Origin of the sequence: Cohnella kolymensis (assembly GCF_000829465.1) — a bacterium.
Classification (GTDB): domain Bacteria; phylum Bacillota; class Bacilli; order Paenibacillales; family Paenibacillaceae; genus Cohnella; species Cohnella kolymensis.
The window spans coordinates 38,828-57,221 of the sequence record NZ_JXAL01000029.1; the positions used below are offsets into that span (position 1 = coordinate 38,828).

The following is an 18,394-nucleotide window of genomic DNA, read 5'->3' on the forward strand; positions in this document are numbered from 1 at the left end:
GTAGTTGTTTTCGTATGGAAAAGAAATTTGTGCATGGCTAATTCAACAAGTTGATCGGCAAATTTACGCTGTACAGTGCCTTCGGTCATATTTTACCCATCGGTCACAAGGCATCTGGCTTGTAAAGCCCATTTAGGATCTAGCGCAGCAGGCAAAACGATAGGTTGATTTGTAGAATTCAGTATTGGTGTAAGATTATCACTGTTTCTGTAGGACCAAGTATAAATAATCGATCTTTAGTTAGCAATTGGAGCGATTGGATTAGTTATAAGGAGAATCCGATTGTGGTGGGGATAGAGGAAGAGCCCAAAGGCTAGAGATCGTATTCAATTTTAAGTACAGATCAAGGTGAGATTATCGCCTATGCTCTGTATTTTTTATGGTCAAAGTCAACAGGGAGGTTCAAATGTTAGAGAGGCTTATTTTACTTCAAAAGCGACGGACAGTTTGATTCCATAATCCGTTTTATCCGCGCCGACACTTTTGGTAATGCGGTATGTTCCGGGTTTTAGGTCGTCGGGGAGTTTAATATTTTGTGTGAATTCACCGACCGTATAAGCGGAATAGCCGACATCGGCAATTGATGTTGCCTTCTTCATACCGTTGAGTAGAACCCAGCCATTCTGTTCCTTCTTCTCTAAATCGTACCTGCCCCCGTGAGCTAAATTCGTCGGTCCATGGTTCGTAATTTTCAATTGAAGGTTATCGTTCGGCGCATAAACCTTCTTGTCCGTCTCGAGTTTTGCGTTAATGAACTTGCCGGGCACGTAATAGACGTAAACGATCGAATCGGAAACAGTCCCGTCTTTCTCCACAAGCTCCGTCAGTAACGTATACAGGGCATCGGTTTTCTCGGGCATAATTACGTTCACGCGAAAGGGAAGCTTATGTACGATATCCTTGTTGCTTCGAGGATCGACCGAAACCGTATGTACGTTCGGAGGAAGCCCGATTGGCTTGAATTTCGCATCGACTTCGGTGAGTGTTGCTCGGATCTGCTTGTCTGCCGGAAAATACTGAAAATACAGTCCCTGTTCCTCGCTCGGACGCGTATGGAACGCGTAAGTCGCCTCCGGTGACTTTCTCGGAAATTGGTCGGGAAAAAGGTTGCGGAGTTTCTCCCCCGACTGGATGGGATGTCCGATTTTCTCGAAAATGTCTTTCGTCGGCCATTTTAGCTCGATGTTTCCGTCCGGCGACTTAACGAATTGGAGCGAAATGCCTTTAGCAGCAATCTGATCGGCGGAAGCGCTCGGCTCGGGGGTCGATGTTCCATTCCGTTCGCAACCGGTAATAAGCGTGGTAAGCAGGAGCAATGCGAAAAGCTTTTTCATGAGGTCAGCTCCAAGTCTATTTGATGTTATTCTTTAGACGTGGATCCGGCCAAAAAGTTATCTTGTAAGTTTATGTAAGCAGAAAAATAATGTATCATTGTCAATTCGGCTAGAAATATTACTTAACCGATTGGTTGACTATAGTGAAACGGAAAGGAAGAACGCAATGGCGAATGTATCGAAGACGACTTTAAACATGAACAGACGATTTAAAGTGTCGGCAGAGAAAGTATGCGATGCTTGGTTGAACCCTGCGATGATGAGAAGATGGCTGTTCACCAGGGAGGCGACCAACAAGGTTGCTCTTAGCGAGCCCCGAGTGGGCGGCGAATGGCAAATCACTGAACATCGGGAGGGCACAGATTATACGGCTATCGGCGAGTACATCGAGATCGATCGCCCGAATCGTTTGGTTTTTACCTTCAAAATGCCTCAGTTCAGTGACTCGATCGATACGATTACGGTCGAAATTCGTGCCTTGGAGCAAGGTTGTGAGATGAGCTTCACGCAAGAGATCTTCGTTCCACACCAGGACAATTGGACGGAAGCGGACATCGAAAAAGCGTTGAAAGAATATCGAGACGGTTCGGAGCATGGCTGGTCGTTGATGTTCGGCGGTTTGAACGATTTGCTCGCGTTGCAATTCCGCGTGGAGAAAATCGGCGCGCGTACGTTGGACGACGCAACGATTGACGGGATCTACGCCGAGCATGTTCGCGACGAAGGAGAACAGACGCTGGCCGCTCTAAGTTATCTAGGCTACGTCGATCCGACAAAGGTCGCTTCGACGGCACTCGGCCGAAATCTGCTTCGTTCCTTCGCCGATCCTTCGAATGAGCGATAAGGCGATGATCGACGATAACGAAAAAAAGCTGAATCTCGTCTTCCATGCGCTGGCCGACCCGACGAGAAGGGAGATGGTCAGGCTAGTCGCCGTGCAAGAGCGGTCGGTATCGGAACTGGCCTCTCCCTTCGACATTTCCCTGGCGGGCGTCTCTAAGCATATCAAGGTGCTGGAAGGAGCCGGCATCTTCTATCGGACGGTTATCGGAAGAACGCATATGTGTCGTCTCAATCCGTCGTCGATCACCGTGGCGAGCAAATGGCTGAAATTTTACGAACGGCTCTGGGACATGCAATTCGACGCGTTGGAGCGCGCGCTGGAGCAGGAAGAAGAGTGAATATCGGAAGAAAATAAGATCGAGCGCGCCCCCGCTCGGGCTTTGGCATATGAAGGCAAATCATTCCCTGCCCGAAATTATCTTAGATCTTGGAGTCAAACAAGTCTATAAAAAGAAACGGTGCGTCTTCCTTGTCAAAGGACCGCACCATTTCTTTTGGAAACAATCTAATCGGTAACAATGATTTCCGCCTGCATGCTTGGGTGGGTCGAGCAGTAGTAGGTATATGTCCCCGTACTTCCAAACGTGTGAACGTACTCCCCATTCATTAGTAGATTGTTACTAGTAAAAGATTCCCCGAGGTCAATCACCGTATGAATCTGGGTGTCTTTATTCACCCATTTGACTGATTGGCCTTTTTTTATCGTAAGCTTCTGGGGAGAGAAAGCATTGTTTTTGATTTCCACCACCGGTGCTCCGCCGACAGTGCCTGAGGTTTCGGGTGGTTTATTGTCGGTACTGTCTGTTGAGCCATGCCCGGTATGGCCATTGGACCCGTCTGATTCCGGCATGCTCGGTGCCACATCGGCTGAAACGATGATTTCCCCGCTTTTCTTATTGAGTTCTAACTTCGCCCCAAGCTGCTCCGACACAAATCGAAGAGGAACCATTATAGCTCCCTTTATTGTTTTGAGCGGTGCGGAGAGGGTGATTAGCCTGCCGTCCACTTTCGCTTGCTTCTTATGCAGCCACAACTCAATGGATATATTACCTTTCAAATAGATCACCGACTGCTGGCTCTGGTTCCATTTCACTTCAGCACCTAACTGATCCCCTAGGAAACGGAGGGGGACGTACGTTGTCCCATTCATCGCTATCGGCGGACTCTGAAGCGTAATGGTTCGGCCGTTAACAACTGCCGTTTTCTTTCCGGCTTTTATAATTATAGAAGCAGTGGTTGACGGTTTCACTTGCTTGCCAACCTCTATCATAGTATGCAAACCACCCGGATAAACCCCATTATTCGTGTTATCAACGATATTATGGCTGTGGAAAGGAAACATGCCGTCCTGATCAAATTTAACCATTAGGTCATAACGTTCACCGGGCCCTATAAGAATCGTGTCTTTGGTTAGCGGCTGAGGCAGAGGCCTGCCATCTGAAGCAATGACTTGAAAATGGTAACCGTGCATATGAAAGCTGTGCGGCTGGTAGCCAGAGTTAATCATTCGAATCAAAACAGTTTGACCAACCAAACCTTCAATCATGGTCGTGGGGTCCGTCTCTGTATCCGGAAACGCCTTGCCGTTAATGGTCCAATATCTCGGATGAAACGCCGTACGGTCGTACGCCGTTCCTTGCTCAACTGCTTTATGCCAAACAGGGTCGATTTCATTTAGCTGAAATACGTACTCTTTGTCAAAAGACGGTCCGCCGGTCCAAGCTTGTTTCGCACCATCTTTTGCACTGACAATTAATGCGCCGTGCATGCCCATTTGTAAATGTTCGACCGTATCCACATGGCAATGATAAAAATAAGTACCGGCATGATCCGCGGTAAAACGGTAAATAAAGCTTTCTCCGACTTGAATGGCAGGTGAAGTATGAGGCACTCCGTCATTCTGCTGGTTCGTATCCATACCATGCCAATGGATCGTATGAGCGAGGCGTTTGATTCCGGTCTTTTTAGCACCGATGTTGGTTAGCTTGACCTCGACCCGGTCGCCTTCATTTACCGACAATGTTGGGGCAGGATAACTCGCGCTGCCCTTTTCATTTTTCAAGCTGTAACCCCATATATAAACCTCTTGACCATCGGGTAGAGTTAAATAGCCGTCTGTTGCAAATAACTCGAACTGTTTAACATTAGGAGTCTCCGCTTCCGCGAAACGTATGGTCCCGGTCATACTGAATGATGTCAAAACAGCCGCAATTACAAGCGATGCATACCGTAACCTATACCGTACCTTCCCTCTCATTGTCGAATTCCCTCCTGTTAAAGACAAGAAAGGGAGCGTCTACGCTCCCTCTCTATCCTGTTGAACTGTCAATTAATGAATAATACTTCTATTGATGACCGGTATGATCCGCAGTTGCTGCGGCGCCCACTGTAACGGTGAAAGTTTTGGTTTTTTCATTCCAAGTATAAGTTCCGCCCAGCGCGCGTACAATTTGTTCCGCAGACGCATAATTGGTTCCATTCAATTTAATAGATGCAGTTTGAACTTTTTTTGCCTGCGATCCCTGGCCCACTGTTACAACTATCGCTTTAAGCTTGCTGTCGTATACGGCTTTTCCACCCATCGCTTGGGCAAAAGACGGTATAGAAACGTACAAGCTGCCGTTTTTCCATTGTGCTTTGGCAGAATCGGCGACCGCTTTACCATTAACTACGAATTTCACAGCATTTTTGGGAAACACAACGACTGTGCCCTTCATTAATGAACCCGAGTGAAGATAGCACTCGTAGGTATAGGTCCCCGCTTTAGTGAATTTTAATTTGTAAGATTGACCGTTCATCACCACTCCGGAGTTTATAAATCCTTTTCCGTTAAATTCGCTGCCCCCTGCCGGAGCCAAAAACTTCGGATTGAGGCCCTGGTCAGTAAAAAAATCTAGATCTGCAGGTTTATTAAAGGTGACCCAATGCGGTTCGTATGGACTTAGGTTACTCCACTCCACGGAATCGCCCTCGCTGATGGTCACTAAATCCGGTGTCATGCGATTATGGGAAAGGGTGGTGTGAGCGGAACCCAGCGCTACCTTGTATGTCAAAGAACCGTTTCCATTATCGGTATATTGAATTTCATGATTCCCTTTCAGTGCCTCTGCTTGCAGTATGAGTTCATTTTCTTGCGCTTTTGTAGCCGCGGCCTGTTCTACTTTGCTTGGGATAGGCTGGCCTTTAGGAACTACGACTACAGTTCCGCTCATAAGCGGGTGAAGAATACAGTAATAGGGGTAGGCTCCGCTCGCTGTAAAAGTGATTTCGTACGTTTTCGTAGGTTCCAAGATGCCAGAGTTTAAAAGCGTTTTTCCGTCCCAGCTTACGCTGCTTGCTGCTGAGGGAGCTACGGAAGCAGGATCTTCAGGTGAGAGAGGGGCCTTGCCCGCTAAAAACGTAACGGTGTGAGGGGTAAATTTCGCTGCGTTCGTGAACACCACTTTGTCTCCTTCATGGATGTAAACTACTTTTGGGAACATGGAGTCCAGCGAAGCCGCGTCTGTTTCTTTACCGACCGATACCTGCCAGGTGTCTGTGCTTGATTCGGCCGCAAATGCGGATCCGATTAGCACCATGGCCATTGCGAGGACGAGAACAAATGCCGTGGCTTTTCTTTTCATTCTACCGCTCCTTTAATTATATAATAACGCCAAATATTTTTCGGGATTATTTAGCGCATATGTATAACTTTACCATAAAGTGATGAAGTGGAGTAGGTAGGAAAATAGATGAACAATGTCATATAAATGTGTTTCCCGGCGACGCTTATTCCCCTTTTATCAGACCCATTCTGATACGATACGAGTGGTTGTTCTATAACTTACTGACAAAGTGGGTTGGTATGAAGCACTTGTTATCCGTTGAACATATAACAAAGAGCTGCGGCGATAAAATTCTGTTTGAAGATGTCACTTTTGGGGTCGAGACCGGTGATAAATCGGCATTATCGGCGTGAACGGAAACGGCAACAATAACAACCCCGTCCACCGAACGCTAATTGCTCATCAACGATCACATCCGTCTTTTATTCAAAAGCAAGCTTCAGGCCTGTTGTCGGTAGCTGTTGTTCCGATGTACACTGCCGGTAGGGACGCTGCTTGGCGAAGTGTGTAAAGCAGAATTGAGCCGGTTGCATCCTCGAATGAGGTGCAAATGGCTTTTTAGCTAGCGGCCGTTCTTTCTTAAAACAGCAATACATAAGAAATCTCAATATTGCTAATATGCTAGACTCAAGTTGTGCATTGTAAACGGTGCCGAAGGGTACAAGACATGGAACCGTTCATCGTTGATCAAGGACAGCAACAGCACCCCACTCCGAATCGCGGAGTTAAAGCAACAGCCCGGCAAAGACATTGCGATTTTCGGCAGCGGCACCCTCGTGTCGCTTCTCGCCCCGCTTGGTTTGATCGATGAATACCGATTAATTCTGAATCCTGTCGTCTTGGGCATAGGCAGGCCATTATTCCGGAATTTCCGTGAAAAGCTGTCCCTTCAGCTAGTGGATAGCAAGGCGTTCAATTCTGGCAATATCCTGCTCTGTTATCGGTAGATTAGACGAGAAATAAGATCAACTCGCCATCGTAAAGTGAGTAAAATATAGGAGTGGAAAGGGACATCATGGAACATAGCAAGATTGGTTCAATAGACGAGTATATTTCACAGTTTCCCATTGAGACTCAGAAGATCCTTTTGAAATTAAGACAAGTTATCAAAGAGTCAGCACCTGACGCAGAGGAAAAGATTAGCTACCAAATGCCGACCTTTGTGCAGAATGGGAACTTGGTGCATTTTGCTGCTTATAAAAATCACATAGGCTTTTATCCGGCTCCCAGTGGAATCGAAGCATTTAAGCTTGAATTAGCGGCATATAAAGGGGCAAAAGGGTCTGTTCAATTCCCAATTGGACAGTCGCTGCCTTATGAATTAATAAGTAAGATCGTTACCTTCAGAGTTTCTGAGAATATGAATAAAGCGAAAAACAAACAACAATGACCACTCCTTGCCGGAGTGGTATTGTTGTTTATATGGAATAGAACCGTATCCTTTAAGTACTTCCCGCAGCATGATCGTGATTAGAGACCTTTACCTCCCAATGGTCGCATTTTGATGGTCTCGACACCTGCGATCAAGGGCATTGCACGTTGGATAGCCATTTTTGTTTCCTCTCGGGTGAGAGAAGCCTTATGTGCCTCAGCATTGCTCCATACTTCCGTTACCCATACGGTGTCGGGCTCGGTATCCGATATGTTGATAATATACAACTCACAATCTTTCATTGACTGGCTGGAATCGGCACCTTCTAACAAGATTTCTACCAGAGCATCGCGCTTACCGGATTGAGCCGTGAATTTAGCATACATTCCGAATCTGCTCATTATTCTCACCTCTACACTCAAAATTTTTTTCGGGGGCATCTACCATGAAAGTATTAGAAACAGAACGGTTGATTCTTCGTCTGCAAACCATTGAGGATGCTGCTTTTATCCTTGAGCTTTTGAACGACCCTTCCTGGGTCAGTTACATAGGTGATAGAGGCGTGAGAACCATCGATGACGCGCGAAATTATATTCTAAAAGGAGCTCTAGATATGTATGCCCGCCTGGGTTTCGGATTTTACATGACGGAGTTGAAGGATGGGGGCATTCCGATGGGCATTTGCGGACTGGTAAAAAGAGATTTCTTAGAAGATGTAGATATTGGGTTTGCTTTTCTACCTGATTTTACAGGGAAAGGGTATGCCGTTGAGGCCGCTTCCCGTTACAATTTGAAGGCATGATTCCGTTTGACAACACCGATGAGGACGTTTGCTTGTTTGCGATTAACTTCTAAAAAAGTTTAACCGATCATCATCTTGGAAATGGCTTTGGATTCCTTAGCGAGATAGCCTCTAGCTGATCTGCCGCGTTAAACACGGAATTCCCGTGACCTCCGTCCGTCGATTGACAACATCTCCTATACAATCACCTTCTCATTTTACAACCATTGAATTCCAATTCCAACATTGATACACTAGCGGTATCTTTTTTGGAGGTGTTTATTTTGTGTACCCATTCCATGCGTTTAAGGTAATGTACGAACGAACAAGGTAAACTCGGCCATTTGTATGGGATGATGGCAAGGTTTATTTGTTTTTCACTTTTTACATTGTCCATAAACGAGGAATGGTTCTTTAGCATCCAAAAAAGGGGAATGAAGAATGCCAACTTACTGGAAAAAAGCGTTTGCGATCATATTTAGCGGTCAGATCTTCTCTATATTAACGAGCTCGATGGTCCAATTTTCGATCATTTGGCATCTGACGGAAACGACGGAGTCCGCTGTAGTGTTGACGATAGCCGGGCTTGTCGCGTTCTTGCCGCAAGCAATCTTAGGTCCGTTTATCGGCGTTTGGCTGGATCGATGGAATAGAAAATTTACTATGATTGCGGCAGATAGCACGATTGCGGCATTCAGTCTCGTTTTAGGCTTATATTATTATTTTGGCGAACCGAGTTTGGGATTCGTTTATCTCATATTGATGGCGCGCTCCATGGCTACCGCCTTCCATGCGCCGGCATTCCAAGCAGCGATTCCCCTCATTGCTCCTCAAGAGCAGTTGACGCGGGTGGCAGGCTGGCATCAAATGGTCTTTTCGGTTTCTACCGTTATCGGGCCGGCTCTTGGTATTGCCGTTTATTCGGCTGCCTCCCTTGGCATGGTGTTGTTCTTAGATGTGGTTGGGGCTTTAATTGCAAGCCTTATGCTTCTGTCAGTTAAGATTAATCAACCGAAGGCGGAAGCGAAGCAAGCACCTCATTTCATTAGCGAATTCAAGTTGGGCTGGCAAGCTTTCATAAAAGTTAAACCTATTGTCATTATTACGATCGCAACGACGATATTCAGCGTGGTCTTCATGCCGCTTGCGATGTTGTTTCCATTCATGACGTTGTCCCATTTTGAACGGGGAGGATATAGCGCAAGCCTGATCGAGGCGGTGTTCAGTATCGGAATGATACTTGGCGGATTATTGTTATCCGTCGCGGCTTCGAAATGGCAGGATATCACGTATATTTGCGGGAGCTTGGTGCTAATCGGCTTAACCTGTATAGGAAGCGGAGTAATCAGCGATGAAGCCTTTATTGTCTTCGCCATTCTATCGTTTTTGATGGGGGCGGCTGCCCCGTTCTTTAACGGACCCTATATGGCGATGATTCAGAAAGCTTACGAGCCTGCGATGCTGGGGCGAGTCATCTCGCTGGTAACCAGTTTAATGCTGCTCGCCTCGCCAATCGGCTTGCTGCTGGCAGGACCAATTGTAGATCAGTATGGCGTCCAAGTGTGGTTCCTATGGTCAGGAGTGGCATCGGTTTTGACCGGTATATTTCTGCTGTCTCAATTCAAACGTTTGCAAGTGAACGCGAAGCCGCTTGAAGGACTCGGATAAAAATTAGAGGGCCTGGGAAACACCTGTCTTAGGTGTTTGCCAAGCCCTACTATTATGAGATTCTTGCTGATCCTGATGGTGATGCAATGTGTCTGAAAACCCGCATGTCGGCTAACAGGATGTGCTTTACAGTCGCTGAAATGAATACGGCTTGTCACAAAAGGATTAGATATGTATATTATAGTATATAAACGTATAGAGGATGATGATCTATATGCCGCCGGTTATCAACAGAATCAGTCCCGAGCCGATTTACGTACAGGTACAGAATTGGATTAAACAAAACATCGGCAGCGCACGTGGAAAGCAGGGGATAAGCTGCCTTCCGAGTCCGATTTGGCTGAGTCGCTGGAGATCAGCAGAGGTACGATGAAGCAAGCCATTAAACAGCTGTCAGACGAAGGCGTATTGATCCAAATTCACGGCAAAGGCACATTTGTTGTTGGAGGCGGACAGCTGGAATCCCCTGTTGCTGAGAGGCTGGTGTCTACAGCCGAGGCTCTCCTTGAATACCAAAAGGACTTTACAACGGAACTCATCGGAATTGATCTTATCGAAGCTCCCAAACTAGTGGAAGAGGCGCTTGGTCTACAGAAGGGCGAGCAGCTGTATTTTCTTCGGCGGCTTCGGTTTCTTGAGGACACTCCGGTCGTCTTTCTCGAAAACTATTTATCGAAAAAGCTTTATCCGGAGATGGACAAGCATGATTTCACGAAAGAAACGTTATTCTCCCTTATTGAAGGACATTACAAGAAGAAAATCAAATGGGGGAAACGATCGTTTATCGCTCAAGGCTCCACGCCCCCTATCTCGAAATTGCTTCAAATCAAGAAAAATACGCCGATTATTCTTCTTGATCAGGTTATTCATTCCGACACGGATGAACCGCTCGAATATTCAAAGGTATGGATTCGCAGCGATCAGATCAAATTGACATCCGTACTTCGTAGAGATTAAGAAATACACGAACGCAAACCTCGCTCGCTGAGTAAGATCAGCGGAAGCGAGGTTTTTCGTTAGGACCTTAGCCGTGTTCGGCCTCAACGTCAGCCCAAAGCTCCTCTGCAAACCGCTTCAGAGCAAGCGCCGAAGACCAGCGGTCAGATAACTCGACGGGACGGACAGACGATGCTGGATCGGGTAAGACCACGGCATAATCAGGTGGGCCTAGCTCACATACAAACGGCAGGAAATCTCCAGGTTTCGCCCTTTGCATCCACTCTTTCATGCCCGCCCTCCACCAGCGTCCGAAATGCTCTGTCATGGGGTGCTCCTGAAGCTCAGTAATGTCCGCCTGTATTTGCTGACCGTTAGATATCCTGCCGTGGATGGAAGCTGTTCTTTCGAGAAGCGGTGCAAAATAGGGATCGACGATTTCCACATTGCGAAAAATTTCGCCGGCAAGCACGTAATGGGAGAAGTCAATCGTCAATTTAAGCCCGACGATCTGCCGGACATAATCGATGGTTCGGAGCAGGTCCTGCGTCACTCGGCCGCGATGGGTTTCCACAAAGAGCGGTATCCTGTACGCTGCAGCACGTTCAACCAAGCCGTTCAAGAGTTCGATAGCATCGCCGCCGGTCACAAAAGCACTGCCCACTTGCGCATTGATATAATCCACCCCGAAATCCGCTGCCCGGCTTAAGTAATCCTCGATGTCCTTCCGTTCATTGATGAAGGCTTCAATTCCGAAACGGAATCCCAAGTCGTCGAGCTTCCGGCGCCACAGTGATGCTTCACTCTCAGCAGGCAAACGCCCAAGAATCCCTTGATAGGAGGCCTTTGCAATGCGCTCCAGCTTCTCCTCGAGCGGCCATTCTCCTTCCGGGCTGCCTATGCCGCGCATAGCCCACCAAGAATGGTGAACCTCGAATCGGCTCGTTATCGAAATTTTGTCATTATCCATAGCGACAGTCCTTTCCAGATTATTTTGAAATGAAGCGATTGACAGTGACGGGAGGTATACTTTAATATGTTTATTAGGACGTATATAAAGGTATATAGTCCAACACCAACGATTAATTATAAGTATAGGAGATCACTGGTCTCGTTTCAACCCCGGGTTTAAGAAGCAAAAGACTAATATGAATGCGATAGGAGTGCTGATATGACGGTTCAATTTTTACCCGGCACAGAACGCGGAACGTACATGCGGTACGATACGGCAGTTATTTTGAAACGTTTTTTCCTCATGGAACAGGCCATGGTCATTGGGCAGGCGGCCTGGCTGCCGGCAATCCCTTACTTCGAAATGAAAACGCTTTTTCCGAAAATGCTGTGGGAAGATGCAATGACGGGCAATATGTTGCGGGAGCGGGTATATGAATTGCGTTTCCCAAGCCGAATGCTAGAGGTAGGCACAGATCAGCCGCTGGTTGATTTCATCCGATCAGGTTATCATGCTCCCAATGCGCTCGCTTATATGATGCTGCTATCCCGCATTATAAAGCCGGCTATCCGAACCGCATACCATACCTATTTGAAATTCGCGGATGAAATCGGTGACGGACCGACATACCGGTTCCTGAGGCTTGCGATTGACGAGAAGCAGCATCACATTGAAGTGATCGAGAAATTTATCGGCATGATCATTGCTGACGAGCCTGCGGAGGCTGTAAAAACGGCTGACGCCTGGTTAAAGAAACAGGATGCGCTGCTGCAGCATATCGGCGGAATTGGGCTTGACGGCCCAAATGCCCCAGGATCGGAAATGCCGGTTCAGGAATATGAGCCGCTGCATGTTCCCCTTCGCGAAAACAGCTTTCGGAATGTGCGGTTTTATTGGCCTGATATGGTTGACTCCTCCTATCCTTACGGAGACGGTATGAAGCTGCAGTTGCGAAGCGCGGTCAGTCACTTCAACGAGGTTTGGGCGGTTGAAACCGCGGGATTCGTTCTATATCATTTCTCGCGTGAATTCGAATGGGAATTTATCTATGATGCGGCGAGATGGGTGTATGACGAGAGCCGGCACGTTCGCATGGGGTACAGCCGATTGTCGGCATGGGGATTTGAGGATGGTGAGCTGCCGCTTGGTTCCTACATCTACGATTCCTGCAAGGGACAGGATCCAATTTACCGTCTTGGTATGTTGTTCTACTTCGAGTCGAAAAATATCGGGAAGAAGATTGAACGGATTAAAAACTTTGAGAAAATGAATGACCGCATGAGCCAGCATGATATGGATTTTGACTGGGCGGATGAAACGATCCATACGGGATATGGGAAAACTTGGCTGTCTGAGGCACTTAAGAACAGAGGCCTGAACCCGGACGATTATACGAAGGTGAAAAGCGAGTGCGAGCGGCTTGTAGCCGCTGTACTAAACACCGTCACCCCGGAAGAAATAGACGAAATTAAGCAAATTGCTGAACATATGTACGAAAAAGCATCCAAGCGGTAGTTTGGAAGATGTGATAAACCAGATCCATCGCGATCGTCAGGGAGGGGTAACAACCTTGGGGAGAAAATCAAGTGTGACAGTCATCGGAAGCTACAATGTAGGCCTTATCGCTCAGGCTGCCCGATTGCCGGAGTGGGGTGAGACGGTATTCGGCAGCGGCTTCAGCGAATGCCCGGGAGGAAAAGGATCGAATCAGGCTGTCGCGGCAGCTCGGTTGGGAGGCGACGTCCGGTTCATCGGATGTATCGGGACGGACCGATACGGTGATGACGCGGTCAGCATGCTAACCGATGAAGGAGTCGATATCAGCCGCTTGAAACGGTCGACCATAAGGAAAACGGGTGTTGGTTTCGTCTTTCTAAATGAGCACGGAGACAATTGCATTATCGTGGATCCGGGTGCCAATATGGAGTTGTTACCGGAAGACATTGAGGCGGCACAATCTGCGATAGCAGAAGCCGACGTTGTCTTGTTTCAATTGGAAAGCCATCTGGATACCGTGAGGCATGCAATGAAAATGGCTCGTGATATGAGCAAGGTCGTCATCTTCAACCCGGCGCCCGCTCAAACCGAATTGGACTCGATTCTGCCGTTCGCGACCTATGTAACGCCAAATGAATCCGAGCTTAAGATTATGTCGGGCCGCAGGCCGGACGAACAGTTAACCGATTCCGAATACATTGACCTGGCGAGAGAGGTGCTCCGCAAAGGACCAGAAGCCGTGATCATCACGCTTGGTGAAAAAGGTGCTATGGTTGTAAGCGCTGACAGCTATTATACAATACCGGCGATCCTTGTTGATGCGGTAGATACGACAGGCGCGGGAGATTCCTTCAACGCAGCGCTGGCCGTCGCGCTAGGTGAAGGTCAAAGTTTGGAGGAGGCCGTACATTTTGCGTGCTGTGTAGGTGCGTACACGGTCATCGGACATGAAGTGATTCCAGCCCTGCCGACGCGTGAGCAGATTTCTTTGTTCATGTCCGTTCAGCCGGGAGGAGTGCGATGAGATCCACAACGATTTTGGAGATGAAGGACATCGACAAATCGTTCGGCCCGAACCGGATCCTGCACAGCGTTAATTTTTCGCTGGATGTCGGCCAAGTTCATGCACTTCTAGGCGCAAACGGAGCGGGAAAGTCCACACTGGTAAAGATTATTTCCGGCGTGTACGCCCTGGATGCCGGCAGAGTCTTCATCGGTGGAGAGGCGGTCAGTATCACGTCGCCGATCGCTGCTAAGAACCTCGGAATCAGCATTATTCACCAAGAACTGAGCCTGGTGCCGGAAATGACGGTTGCGGAAAATATCTATTTGGGCAAGGAAAGAAGCCTCGGAGCATCCGGTCTGTTCTTTGCCAGATCCAAAGCGATTTCTGAGGCTAAGAAGCTTATGCAACAATACGGGATTTCGCTCGATCCCGGCAAGAAAATCCGAGATTTGTCGATCGGACACCAGCAGGTCGTTGAGATTTTGAAAGCGTTGTCCGACCAGTCCAGAATACTGATTATGGATGAGCCCACGGCAACCTTGACTGCCGGAGAAACCCATCAATTGTTTGCCGTTATCCGGCATCTAAAAAGTCTCGGAATCGGCATTATCTATATCTCTCACCGCTTGGACGAAATACAGGAAATATGCGATTATGTCACAATCATGAAAGACGGCCGCGTTACGGCCAAGGGCGATATCGCGGATTTCAGCAGCGAGAGGATCATCGAATGCATGGTCGGCAGGCAGGTCGGCCACTACTTCCCTGAATCCGACCGCAGGGCAAAAGAAACGGTGCTCGAATTGAAGGATATCCGTAAGGGAGATGTGCTCAGCGGTGTGTCCCTTGAGATTCGCAAGGGAGAAATAGTAGGGATATTCGGGTTGCTCGGGGCTGGACAGACGGAACTTACGAAGGTTATGTTCGGCGCGGAAAGCTGCGATTCCGGCGAAATTTTCTTGCATGGCAGCAAGGTCGATATCAATTCTCCGGCGAAGGCGAAGAAGCTCGGCCTAGCACTCGTAACCGAGAACCGCAAGGATGAAGGGCTGGTGCTGGAGTTGGGCTCGGCATCGAACATGGCGCTCGCTTCAATGGGGAAGCTGGCTAGGTACGGAATCAAGCGTGACGGGGAAATCAAACGGATGGGTGACTCCTACGTCCAGTCGCTAAATATTAAACTCAACTCGCTGAGCGAGCCGGTCCGAAATTTGAGCGGTGGCAATCAGCAGAAGGTCATCCTTGGCAAATGGCTGTACACCGATCCCGAGGTCATTTTACTGAACGAACCAACGCGGGGAATTGATATCGGCGCCCGGTCTGAAATCTATCATTTGCTTTCACGGCTTGCAGATAAGGATAAAGGTATTCTCGTCGCTTCAAGCGATGCCGATGAAATTCTTGGCTTATGCGATAGAATTCTGGTGTTATTCAGGGGCAGAGTAGTGGTAGAGTTCAGCCGCAACACGGCGACCGAAGAACTGCTGATGGAATATGCTTCAGGAGCCAAGGACAACAAAGCGGTTAAGGAGGTGGCAAGATGATGAACCAGGCGGCTCCTGCATCGGGAATGACGTCACGAAAAAATACTTTGTATTTCATGCAAACTTACGGCATGCTTTTGATTTTGCTGCTCGTTATCGCCATATTTTCTATGCTGACGCCGAACTTCCTCACAACATCCAACATTATCAATATTTTGCGTCAGGTATCGGTTGTCGGTATAATTGCCGTCGGCCAGACCTTAGTCATCCTAACTGCGGGCATTGATTTGTCCGTCGGCAGCATCGTAGGGCTTGCCGGTGCGATATCGGCCGGGGCGGCAATCAGTACGGGGAATCCGTATCTGGGAATAGCGGCAGGATTGTTCACAGGCGCGTTTTTCGGCTTCGTCAATGGCATTCTGATCGCGAAGCTTAAATTAACCCCTTTCATCGTAACATTGGCTACCATGACCGCAATATCCGGACTTACCCTAATCTACACCGACGGAAAGCCTATTATTATATCCGATCCGGTATACAAGTTCATCGGTCAAGGTTATTTGGGCCCCATTCCGTTTCCCATTATTCTGCTGGTGTTCGTCTATGCGCTCTTTTTCTACGTGCTGAAGAAGACCGTGCATGGCCATTACATCTATTCCATCGGCGGCAACGAGAAGGCGACTGTGCTGGCGGGAGTAAGGGTCAATCTGCATAAAGTCATCGTCTATACGGTTTCCGGCCTGCTTGCAGGTGCAGCGGCGATCATCCTCAGTGCAAGGCTGTCTGCCGCTACCCCGATTGCGGGGAACGGTTATGAGCTTGATGCGATCGCGGCGGTCATTCTCGGAGGAACAAGCTTATTCGGAGGCAAGGGAGGTGTAATCGGTACACTGATCGGGGTTCTCTTGCTTGGAGTACTAACGACCGGTATGAATTTGATCGACGTATCTCCTTTTTACCAGAATGTCGTAAAGGGTGTCATTGTGTTACTCGCAGTCATTATCGATCGGTTCATTAACGCAGACAAACAATAAACGGGAGGGTTCTCTATGAAAAAAACAGCTGCATTCTTGATCTTGTGCTTCACCTTGATTTTATCTGCCTGCGGCGGAAACAACACATCCGGCGGCAATGAGAAGGGTAATACCAATGCGAGTGCAGAACCAGCGGCAGCCGGGTCTTCGGAAATCCAGATCGCTACGCCATCAACACCCTGAATAACCCGTTCTTTGTCGCCGTGAAAGAAGGCGCGGAGAAGGAAGCGGCGGCCCTTGGCGTTAAACTGTCTGTGGTGGACGCCAATAACGATCTCGCGACTCAACTGCAAGGCGTTGAAGACTTGATTCAGCAGAAAATCGACGTATTGATACTTGATCCGGTTGACAGTGACGGAACCGTTCCGCTGGTTGAAGCGGCTAATAAAGCCGGCATCAAAGTGATTACGACCGGCCGGCAAGTGAACGGAGGCGAGGTGGTCAGTCATCTCGGTTACAACGAAATCAAACACGGCAATACGGCGGGAGATTTCCTGGCAGAACAACTTGGCGGCAAGGGGAAAGTGGTTGAACTGCAAGGCGTAATGGGTACGAGTGTTGCCCAGGAGCGGAGCCAAGGCTTCCAGGAAGCGATGGGACGCAATGCGGGGATCAAAATTCTCTCCAGCCAATCGGCTAACTTCGATCGGGCGGAAGGACTGACCGTAATGGAGAACCTGCTTCAAGCCCATGCGGATATCAACGGCGTATATGCAGCCAATGACGAAATGGCGCTCGGCGCTCTACAAGCTATTGAAGCTTCCGGCCGGAAGGGCATCGTAATCGTATCCAATGACGGCACGATGGATGCGTTCAATGCCATTAAGGATGGCAAAGTTGCGGGTACGATGGCGATCTATCCGAACCAATACGGGGAAGCTGCCGTCGCTACAGCGGTGAAGCTGGCGAAAGGCGAATCGATTGAAGCCAAGATCGAGCTTCCTTCCATTTTCGTATCCGCTAAGAACATCGATGAAGCCATTGCCGAATCCCAGAAATAATTTGAACTTTGAAAGAGGTGTGAAGCATGAAAAGAAGCGCGATTCTTAATCAAGACCTCAATGAGGTCATTGCCGGGATGGGGCATGGAGACTGGCTGCTCGTTGTAGATGCCGGCTTCCCGATACCCAATCATGTACGCCGAATTGATCTCGCCTTGCAAAAAGATGATCCGGATGTCGAGACAGTGCTGCGTTTGATCGCAGGAGATTTCATTGCGGAGAAAGTCTATTATGCATCGGAAGTTCCCACCTACAATAAACCACTGATGGAAAAAGTACATGCTATTTTTGACTGCTCCGTATTCGATACGCTGCCACATAAGCAGATCCTGACGGAGGCGGCGAACAAGGCTAAAGCGATTGTCCGTACGGGCGCGTTCGATCCGTACGGCAATATCATTCTCCAATCGGGGGTAGACGCCCCACAGTGGTTTTCGAAGCCTGGATTGGTCGTTCCGAATGAGTATAAAGATAAGGTTTGACCGATTAAGAACCAAGTGCCCAGAATCTATTGAGTAGACGGAAATAAAAGAGCGTATTAATAAAGCGGCTGCTGTTCCTGGTATTCAACCGGAAACAGCGGCCTTGTTTTTTCTAAAACCGTCACCAGAAAATGCTATCATGGTTTTTAGTTTAATGGACAATGTTTATTTCGAAGACGCGTGGACGGGGGAGCAGTAAGAGGCGACAAGCCAATACATTAGGAAGCCAAAATCTTGCGGTTTTCTTGCTTATTCGGTATTTTTAAGGAAAGTATTTACTAACGAGCTCCCGCAGTTTGTTTTCGAAAAATTCTGGAAAATATTCTATCGTTCAAGCTCAACAAAGCATCAGATGCTGAAATTTAATCAACGAAAGATGGACGAGTAAAAAGCAAGTCC

Annotated in this window: 18 protein-coding genes and 2 pseudogenes; 15 read left to right on the forward strand and 5 right to left on the reverse strand. The window is 48.1% G+C overall.

Annotated features, from left to right (window positions below; all coding sequences use genetic code 11):
* Nucleotides 1–419: 419 nt before the first annotated feature.
* A complete protein-coding gene (locus SD71_RS18940) occupies nt 420–1,334 on the reverse strand; it encodes an immunoglobulin-like domain-containing protein (protein ID WP_041066729.1) in 915 nt (304 codons plus the stop codon).
* 166 nt (nt 1,335–1,500) lie between these two features.
* On the opposite strand from SD71_RS18940, the gene SD71_RS18945 reads away from it, so the two are divergent.
* Both SD71_RS18945 and SD71_RS18950 read left to right on the forward strand, forming a co-directional pair.
* Complete coding sequence (locus SD71_RS18945; RefSeq protein ID WP_082034355.1) at nt 1,501–2,178, forward strand: SRPBCC family protein; 678 nt, start codon at nt 1,501–1,503, stop codon at nt 2,176–2,178.
* On the forward strand, nt 2,168–2,515 hold the full coding sequence (locus tag SD71_RS18950; protein WP_041066732.1) for an ArsR/SmtB family transcription factor: 348 nt from the start codon (nt 2,168–2,170) through the stop codon (nt 2,513–2,515). The genes SD71_RS18945 and SD71_RS18950 overlap by 11 nt, the downstream gene beginning before the upstream one ends.
* 167 nt (nt 2,516–2,682) lie before the next feature.
* Here SD71_RS18950 and SD71_RS22570 read toward each other — a convergent pair whose 3' ends face one another.
* Complete coding sequence (locus tag SD71_RS22570) at nt 2,683–4,239, reverse strand: stalk domain-containing protein (protein WP_161793419.1); 1,557 nt, start codon at nt 4,237–4,239, stop codon at nt 2,683–2,685.
* 283 nt (nt 4,240–4,522) lie between these two features.
* Nucleotides 4,523–5,800 carry a plastocyanin/azurin family copper-binding protein gene (locus SD71_RS18965; protein ID WP_041066738.1) on the reverse strand — a complete coding sequence of 426 codons (1,278 nt, stop codon included), beginning with the start codon at nt 5,798–5,800 and terminating at the stop codon, nt 4,523–4,525.
* A gap of 614 nt (nt 5,801–6,414) precedes the next feature.
* Here SD71_RS18965 and SD71_RS18970 point away from each other — a divergent pair.
* Together SD71_RS18970 and SD71_RS18975 are read left to right on the forward strand one after the other, a co-directional pair.
* Complete coding sequence (locus tag SD71_RS18970) at nt 6,415–6,729, forward strand: dihydrofolate reductase family protein (protein WP_082034357.1); 315 nt, start codon at nt 6,415–6,417, stop codon at nt 6,727–6,729.
* A 68-nt stretch (nt 6,730–6,797) separates the two neighbouring features.
* Entirely contained in the window at nt 6,798–7,172 is a 375-nt protein-coding gene (locus SD71_RS18975; protein WP_152619512.1) for an iron chaperone, read from the forward strand.
* A gap of 80 nt (nt 7,173–7,252) precedes the next feature.
* Here SD71_RS18975 and SD71_RS18980 read toward each other — a convergent pair whose 3' ends face one another.
* Complete coding sequence (locus tag SD71_RS18980) at nt 7,253–7,555, reverse strand: putative quinol monooxygenase (RefSeq protein ID WP_041066744.1); 303 nt, start codon at nt 7,553–7,555, stop codon at nt 7,253–7,255.
* Between the two features lie 44 nt (nt 7,556–7,599).
* Between SD71_RS18980 and SD71_RS18985 the strand changes: the two are divergent.
* The 4 genes and pseudogenes from SD71_RS18985 to SD71_RS18995 all read left to right on the forward strand — a co-directional run.
* Nucleotides 7,600–7,935 (forward strand): annotated as a pseudogene (locus SD71_RS18985) (GNAT family N-acetyltransferase); the annotation flags it as partial.
* Nucleotides 7,936–8,376: 441 nt separating this feature from the next.
* Entirely contained in the window at nt 8,377–9,603 is a 1,227-nt protein-coding gene (locus tag SD71_RS18990; protein WP_041066747.1) for an MFS transporter, read from the forward strand.
* A gap of 303 nt (nt 9,604–9,906) precedes the next feature.
* A pseudogene (locus SD71_RS25700) lies at nt 9,907–10,032 on the forward strand (GntR family transcriptional regulator); the annotation flags it as partial.
* A 54-nt stretch (nt 10,033–10,086) separates the two neighbouring features.
* Nucleotides 10,087–10,560 (forward strand): GntR family transcriptional regulator, encoded by a 474-nt coding sequence (locus SD71_RS18995; protein WP_268747769.1) that lies wholly within the window; start codon nt 10,087–10,089, stop codon nt 10,558–10,560.
* Between the two features lie 67 nt (nt 10,561–10,627).
* Here the strand turns inward: SD71_RS18995 and SD71_RS19000 are convergent, their stop codons facing one another.
* On the reverse strand, nt 10,628–11,509 hold the full coding sequence (locus tag SD71_RS19000; protein ID WP_052476421.1) for a sugar phosphate isomerase/epimerase family protein: 882 nt from the start codon (nt 11,507–11,509) through the stop codon (nt 10,628–10,630).
* A gap of 201 nt (nt 11,510–11,710) precedes the next feature.
* Here SD71_RS19000 and SD71_RS19005 point away from each other — a divergent pair, with 201 nt between their 5' ends.
* From SD71_RS19005 to rbsD, 7 genes are read left to right on the forward strand one after another with little or no spacing between them, the layout of a single operon-like run.
* Nucleotides 11,711–13,006 (forward strand): DUF455 family protein, encoded by a 1,296-nt coding sequence (locus SD71_RS19005; protein ID WP_041066753.1) that lies wholly within the window; start codon nt 11,711–11,713, stop codon nt 13,004–13,006.
* 55 nt (nt 13,007–13,061) lie between these two features.
* Entirely contained in the window at nt 13,062–14,012 is a 951-nt protein-coding gene (gene rbsK / locus SD71_RS19010) for a ribokinase (RefSeq protein WP_041066756.1), read from the forward strand.
* Nucleotides 14,009–15,538 carry a sugar ABC transporter ATP-binding protein gene (locus SD71_RS19015; RefSeq protein ID WP_041066758.1) on the forward strand — a complete coding sequence of 510 codons (1,530 nt, stop codon included), beginning with the start codon at nt 14,009–14,011 and terminating at the stop codon, nt 15,536–15,538. Before rbsK ends, SD71_RS19015 begins: the two co-directional genes overlap by 4 nt.
* Complete coding sequence (locus SD71_RS19020; RefSeq protein WP_041066761.1) at nt 15,535–16,512, forward strand: ABC transporter permease; 978 nt, start codon at nt 15,535–15,537, stop codon at nt 16,510–16,512. The genes SD71_RS19015 and SD71_RS19020 overlap by 4 nt, the downstream gene beginning before the upstream one ends.
* A 15-nt stretch (nt 16,513–16,527) precedes the next feature.
* Nucleotides 16,528–16,695, forward strand: a complete 168-nt coding sequence (locus SD71_RS24080) for a hypothetical protein (RefSeq protein ID WP_161793420.1) — start codon at nt 16,528–16,530, stop codon at nt 16,693–16,695.
* A gap of 20 nt (nt 16,696–16,715) precedes the next feature.
* The gene (locus SD71_RS19025) at nt 16,716–17,513 is read left to right on the forward strand and encodes a substrate-binding domain-containing protein (protein ID WP_161793421.1); all 798 of its coding nucleotides are present in this window, start codon (nt 16,716–16,718) and stop codon (nt 17,511–17,513) included.
* Nucleotides 17,514–17,539: 26 nt separating this feature from the next.
* Nucleotides 17,540–17,995: a D-ribose pyranase gene (gene rbsD / locus SD71_RS19030; RefSeq protein ID WP_041066763.1), complete on the forward strand. Its 456-nt coding sequence runs from the start codon at nt 17,540–17,542 to the stop codon at nt 17,993–17,995.
* Nucleotides 17,996–18,394 lie beyond the last annotated feature (399 nt).